This is a genomic window from Caulobacter sp. AP07, assembly GCF_000281955.1.
Taxonomy (GTDB): domain Bacteria; phylum Pseudomonadota; class Alphaproteobacteria; order Caulobacterales; family Caulobacteraceae; genus Caulobacter.
The window spans coordinates 1-4,933 of record NZ_AKKF01000270.1; the positions used below are offsets into that span (position 1 = coordinate 1).

Consider the following 4,933-nt stretch of genomic DNA (forward strand, 5'->3'; position numbering starts at 1 on the left):
GATGGCGCGCCAGCGCGCCACATCTCCGCACCTGCGACGGACAGATGGATCCCGGGCACAAGGCCCGGGATGACGGTTGGAAGGTGGTGGGTGTGAACCTAGTCCACCATCGCTTCCAGCGCCCCGCGATCCCGCAGCAGCACCTTGCGCGCCGCCGGCAGGGCGATCAGGCCGTCCTGCTGGAACTGGGTGAGGGTGCGCGACACCGTCTCGATGGTCAGGCCCAGATAGTCGGCCATGTCCTGGCGGCTCATCGGCACGTCGAGCAGCACCTCCGCGCCGGTGCGTTCGGCCAGGTCGAGCAGCAGGGCGGCGACGCGTTCGCAGGCGGCGCGGCGGCCCAGCATCAGCGCGTGGTCCTGGCTGCGGCGCAGGCTGTCGGTGGTCAGCTCCAGCAGCCGCCGGGCCACGTCGCCGCGTTCGGCCGCCAGGGCGTCGAGGGCGGCGCGCGGCATCACCCGCACCAGGGCCTGGCCGAGGGTCTGGGCGCTGACCCGATGGGTGGCGCCGCGCTCCAGGCCGAACACGTCGCCGGGGAAGTGGAAGGCCTCGATCTGCCGTCGGCCGTCACGCAGGATCCGGCAGGTGCGCACGCTGCCCGAAATCAGCTGGTAGACCCGGTCGGCCGGCGCGTCCTGGTCGAAGATCGTCTCGTCGCGTCCATGCGCGCGGTGCGGGCCGTCGAGGATCGGCGCCGCCGATTGGCGGGCGGACGACGGCGTGGGGGCGTGGATCACGGACAGCATGGAGATCTCCCGTTGGCGCCCCAATCTCCCGCGTCGGCGCGGAACGGTACAGTCGGGGCCCACGCCTAAGGGGGATTACCTAGAGCCCGCGCCTAGCCCACGATCCTCCGCCGTCGTCATCCCCCGCTTTATGCGGGGGACCCAAGCGGCGTTTGATACGCCGCAAGAACGCCGCCGCTAGCTCGGCTTGGGTCCCCCGAACAAGTCGGGGGATGACGATGGCAGGGGATCGCTATCCGCCCCGCGCCGAAAGCGTCATGCGCACCAGGGCCGCCAGGTTGTCGGCGTGCATCTTGGCCATCAGCTTGGCGCGATAGATCTCGACCGTACGCGGACTGATCCCCAGGTCGCGGGCGATGACCTTGTTCGGATGGCCGTCGACCACCCCGTCCAGCACCTGGCGCTCGCGCTCGGACAGGGTCTCCAGGCGTTGCAGGGTCAGGGCGGTGTCGTCGGAGACCTGGGCCGAGGCCGGGGGCGGCGTGGCCTCCAGGGCGCGGGCCACGGCGTCGAGGATGCGGGCCTCGCCGAACGGCTTCTCGATGAAGTCGACCACCCCGGCCCGCATGGCCTCGACCGCCAGCGGGATGTCGCCGTGGCCGGTGATCATGATGATCGGCGTGCGGCAGCCGCGGGCGTTCAACTCGCGCACCAGCTCCAGGCCGGTCATGTCGGGCATGCGCATGTCGGTGATCACGCAGCCGGCCCCGTCCAGCGGCAGGGCGTCCAGCAGGGCCAGGGCCGAGACGTGGCTGCGCACCTCGAAGTCGGCGGCCTCCAGCAGGAAGGCCAGGGCCTCGCGGGCGCTCTCGTCGTCGTCGACCACATGGACCACGGCTTCACTCATCGATCGGATCCTCGTCGCGCTGGTCGTCGTCGTGCTTGGCCGGCAGGGTGAAGTGGAACACCGTCCCGCCCTTGGGGTTGGCGTCGGCCCAGATGCGGCCGCCGTGCGCCTCGATGATCGAGCGCGAGATCGACAGCCCCACCCCCATGCCCTCGGCCTTGGTGGTCATGAACGGCTGGAACAGGCGGTCGCGGAAGTCGTCATTGATGCCCGAGCCGGTGTCGGTGACGCTGACTTGGACGGAACCGCTGTCCAGCCGCTGGCTGGCGATGGTCAGCTCACGGCGCGGCGAGTCGGCCATGGCGTCGACGGCGTTGCGGATCAGGTTGACCAGGACCTGCTGGATCTGCACCCGGTCGGCATAGACCGCGTCGGCGGCGGGATCGAGTTTCAGGCGGGTGGTGACCAGGTGCTCGCGCGCGCCGATCAGGGCCAGGGCGGCGGCGTCCTCGACCACCTTGGACAGGCTCTCGGGCGCGCGTTCGCTGGCCCCGCGCCGCACGAACTCGCGCATCCGGTGGATGACGTCGCCGGCCCGCAGGGCCTGGGCCGAGGCCTTGTCGACGGCGTCGCGCACCTTGGCCTGGTCCTCCGGGCGGCCACGGTCGAGCAGGCGGCGCGAGCCGGTCAGCAGGTTGGCGATCGCCGACAGCGGCTGGTTCAGCTCGTGGGCCAGGGTCGAGGCCATCTCGCCCATGGCCGTCAGGCGCGAGACGTGGACCAGCTCGGTCTGCAGGTCGCGCAGCCGGGCTTCGGTCTGCTGGCGGTCCGTCAGGTCACGGATGAAGCCGGTGTAGAACGGCCTGGAGCCCCGGGTCTCGCCGACGGCGAGTTCCATGGGGAACGTCGAGCCGTCCTTGCGCTGGCCCACCACCACCCGGCCGGCGCCGATGATCCGCGGCTCGCCGGTGCGGGCGTAACGGGCCAGGTAGCCGTCGTGGCCCTGGTGGTGCGGCTCGGGCATCAGCAGGCTGACATTGCGGCCGATCGCCTCGGCCGCGCTCCACCCGAACAGGCGCTCGGCGGCCGGGCTGAACGAGGTCATGACGCCCGACAGGTCGATGACGATGACGGCGTCGGGGGCCGAGTCGAGGATCGACTGCAGGTGATGGGTCATGGCCGCCGCGCGCCGGCGGGCGGCGTGGAACCAGCCGCCGCCGATCGACATGCCGATGCCGATCATCACGAACACCAGGCTCGACAGCGCCGTGGCCTGGTCGGGCAGGCCGCGCACCTTCAGCACCCACACCGCCGCCGCCGCCAGAACGGTGGCGAACAGGCCCGGCGCCAGGCCGCCGATCGCGGCGCTGATCAGCACCGCCGGCACGAACAGCAGGAACGCGGAGGAGGCCGAGAAGCTGGGGGGCAGGGCCAGCTGGACCAGGCAGCAGGCGACCACCGTCGCCAGGGCCGCCAGATAGACGCGGGGCCGCAGGTCGCTGTGCAGCGTGCCGGCCGAAACCGTGGTCATCACGTGATAGCGGTCTCCGCTCCGCAAGGTCGGCTACTCTATAGCCCGAGGCGGAGCGATTGGCAGTTGCTGATCGCACAGGACGCGCGGGGCGGCGCGATGGCTGACCAGGACCAGGCCCTGGCCGGTGCGTTCCAGGCGGGCGTCGAGGCGGGCGACGACCAGGGCCTCGGTGGCGGGGTCCAGGCCCTCGGTGGGTTCGTCCAGCAGCAGCCAGGGCGCGTCGCGCAGCAGGGCGCGGGCCAGGGACAGGCGCCGCCGTTCGCCGCCCGACAGCCGTTCGCCGTTCTCGCCGATCCAGGTGTCCAGGCCCTGGGGCAGGGCGCGGACCCGCGCTTCGAGGGCGGCGTCGGCCAGGGCGTCCCACAGGGCTTCGTCGGGATGGTCGCCGGCCAGGCCGAGATTGGCGCGCACCGTGCCGGCGATCAGGGCGGCGTCCTGCGGGGCGTGGGCGAAGGCGGGGCGGGTCTGGGCGCTGGGTCGCCGATCCCCACACATCAACCGCTCATCCCGGCGAACGCCGGGACCCAGATTCGTCCGGAGCGGCTCGTGGGTTTCACCTGGGTCCAGGCGTTCGCCGGGATGAGCGGAGTTTGAAGATCGCAGGCCGAGAAGCTGTTCGAGGATGGTGGTCTTGCCGCACCCCGAGGGGCCGGTGAGGACCAGCCGGGCGCCGGGTTCCAATGTGACGGAGCCGATGGTCAGGTTCGGACGATCCAGCGCTGTCCGGGTGGGCGGTTCTGAAGGCCCATGGATCAGCACCTCGTCCAGCCGCTTGGCAGCCGCCGCCGCTCCCGCGTCTTGCTCGAACGCCTTGGCCACGCCGCCCAGGCCCTCCAGCGCCATGGCGGCGGCGAGGCCGGCCATGGCCGCCAGGGGCGCGGCGGCGGCATGGGCGAAGGCCAGGGTCAGGGCGACGGCGAGGCCGAGGATCAGGCCTTGCAAGACGACCAGCCAGCCCTGGGCGGCGACGGCCTGGCGCTTGAGGTCGTCCAAGGCCCGGCCCAGGGCCTCGATCTCGGCGGCGGCGCGGTCCTGGGCCCCGTAGACCCGCAGTTCCGGCGCGGCGGCGGCATGGGCGGCCAGGGCGTCCTTCAGGGCGCCGGCGGCCCGCTGGATGGCCGGGCCGGTGCGGGCGTTGAGGCGGCGGGCCAGCCAACGCGTGGAGGTCACGGCGCCGGCGACCGCCAGGGCCACGACCAGGGCCGGGGCCCAGCCGGCCGGGGCGGCCATGGCCAGGCCGGCGGCGACCGCCGCGCCCGCCCCCCACGGGGCCGATAGGCGGATGAAGCGGGTCTCGACGGCGTCGATGTCCTGCACCAGCCGGGCCGAGGCCTCGCCGCGCGACAGGGCCAGGGCCTGGGCGGGCGGACTGGCGGCCAGCGACGCGAACAGGGCCGGGCGGATGGCGGCCAGGGCCTTGAGCGCGGCGGCGTGGCCGCTCAGCCGCTCCAGGTAGCGGAAGCCGGTGCGCAGGATGGCCAGCAGGCGGATGCCGGCGCTGGGCAGCAGCACATTGAAGGCCTGGGCGCTGGCCAGTCCCGCCAGGCCGGCGATGGCGGCCCCGGTCAGGAACCAGCCCGACAGTCCCAGCAGCAGCACCGTCGCCGCCCCGACGATGGCGGCCGAGATGGCGGCCAGGCGCAGGCCGTCGGCGTGGCGCTTGCGCTGCTGGCGGATCAGGGCGGCGAGGGGGGACTGGCTCCCGCCTGGAGGCTGGGTCGCCACATTTGTCCCGCTATAAACGTTTGTCATCCCGGACAAGCGAAGCGCAGATCCGGGACCGCCGGAAGCGTCGGCGCTCAGGCCCCGGTCCCGGATCGGCGCGCTGCGCGCTTGTCCGGGATGACAGCCGTTCATGGCGGGGGG

At 72.8% G+C, this 4,933-nt stretch carries 4 protein-coding genes; all 4 read right to left on the reverse strand.

Features of this window, described 5'->3' with window-relative positions:
- Positions 1 to 98: 98 nt before the first annotated feature.
- On the reverse strand, positions 99 to 746 hold the full coding sequence (locus tag PMI01_RS23415) for a transcriptional regulator FixK (RefSeq protein WP_007675246.1): 648 nt from the start codon (positions 744 to 746) through the stop codon (positions 99 to 101).
- Between the two features lie 232 nt (positions 747 to 978).
- A complete protein-coding gene (gene fixJ, locus PMI01_RS23420; RefSeq protein ID WP_007675248.1) occupies positions 979 to 1,593 on the reverse strand; it encodes a response regulator FixJ in 615 nt (204 codons plus the stop codon).
- The gene (locus tag PMI01_RS23425; RefSeq protein WP_238537108.1) at positions 1,586 to 3,064 is read right to left on the reverse strand and encodes a PAS domain S-box protein; all 1,479 of its coding nucleotides are present in this window, start codon (positions 3,062 to 3,064) and stop codon (positions 1,586 to 1,588) included. The genes fixJ and PMI01_RS23425 overlap by 8 nt, the downstream gene beginning before the upstream one ends.
- 33 nt (positions 3,065 to 3,097) lie before the next feature.
- On the reverse strand, positions 3,098 to 4,792 hold the full coding sequence (locus PMI01_RS23430; protein WP_238537109.1) for an ATP-binding cassette domain-containing protein: 1,695 nt from the start codon (positions 4,790 to 4,792) through the stop codon (positions 3,098 to 3,100).
- Positions 4,793 to 4,933: the final 141 nt, after the last annotated feature.

Coding starts and splice junctions, on each gene's coding strand:
- PMI01_RS23415 (WP_007675246.1), bottom strand. CDS start 746: ATGCTGTCCGTGATCCACGCCCCCACGCCGTCGTCCGCCCGCCAATCG.
- fixJ (WP_007675248.1), bottom strand. CDS start 1,593: ATGAGTGAAGCCGTGGTCCATGTGGTCGACGACGACGAGAGCGCCCGC.
- PMI01_RS23425 (WP_238537108.1), bottom strand. CDS start 3,064: ATGACCACGGTTTCGGCCGGCACGCTGCACAGCGACCTGCGGCCCCGC.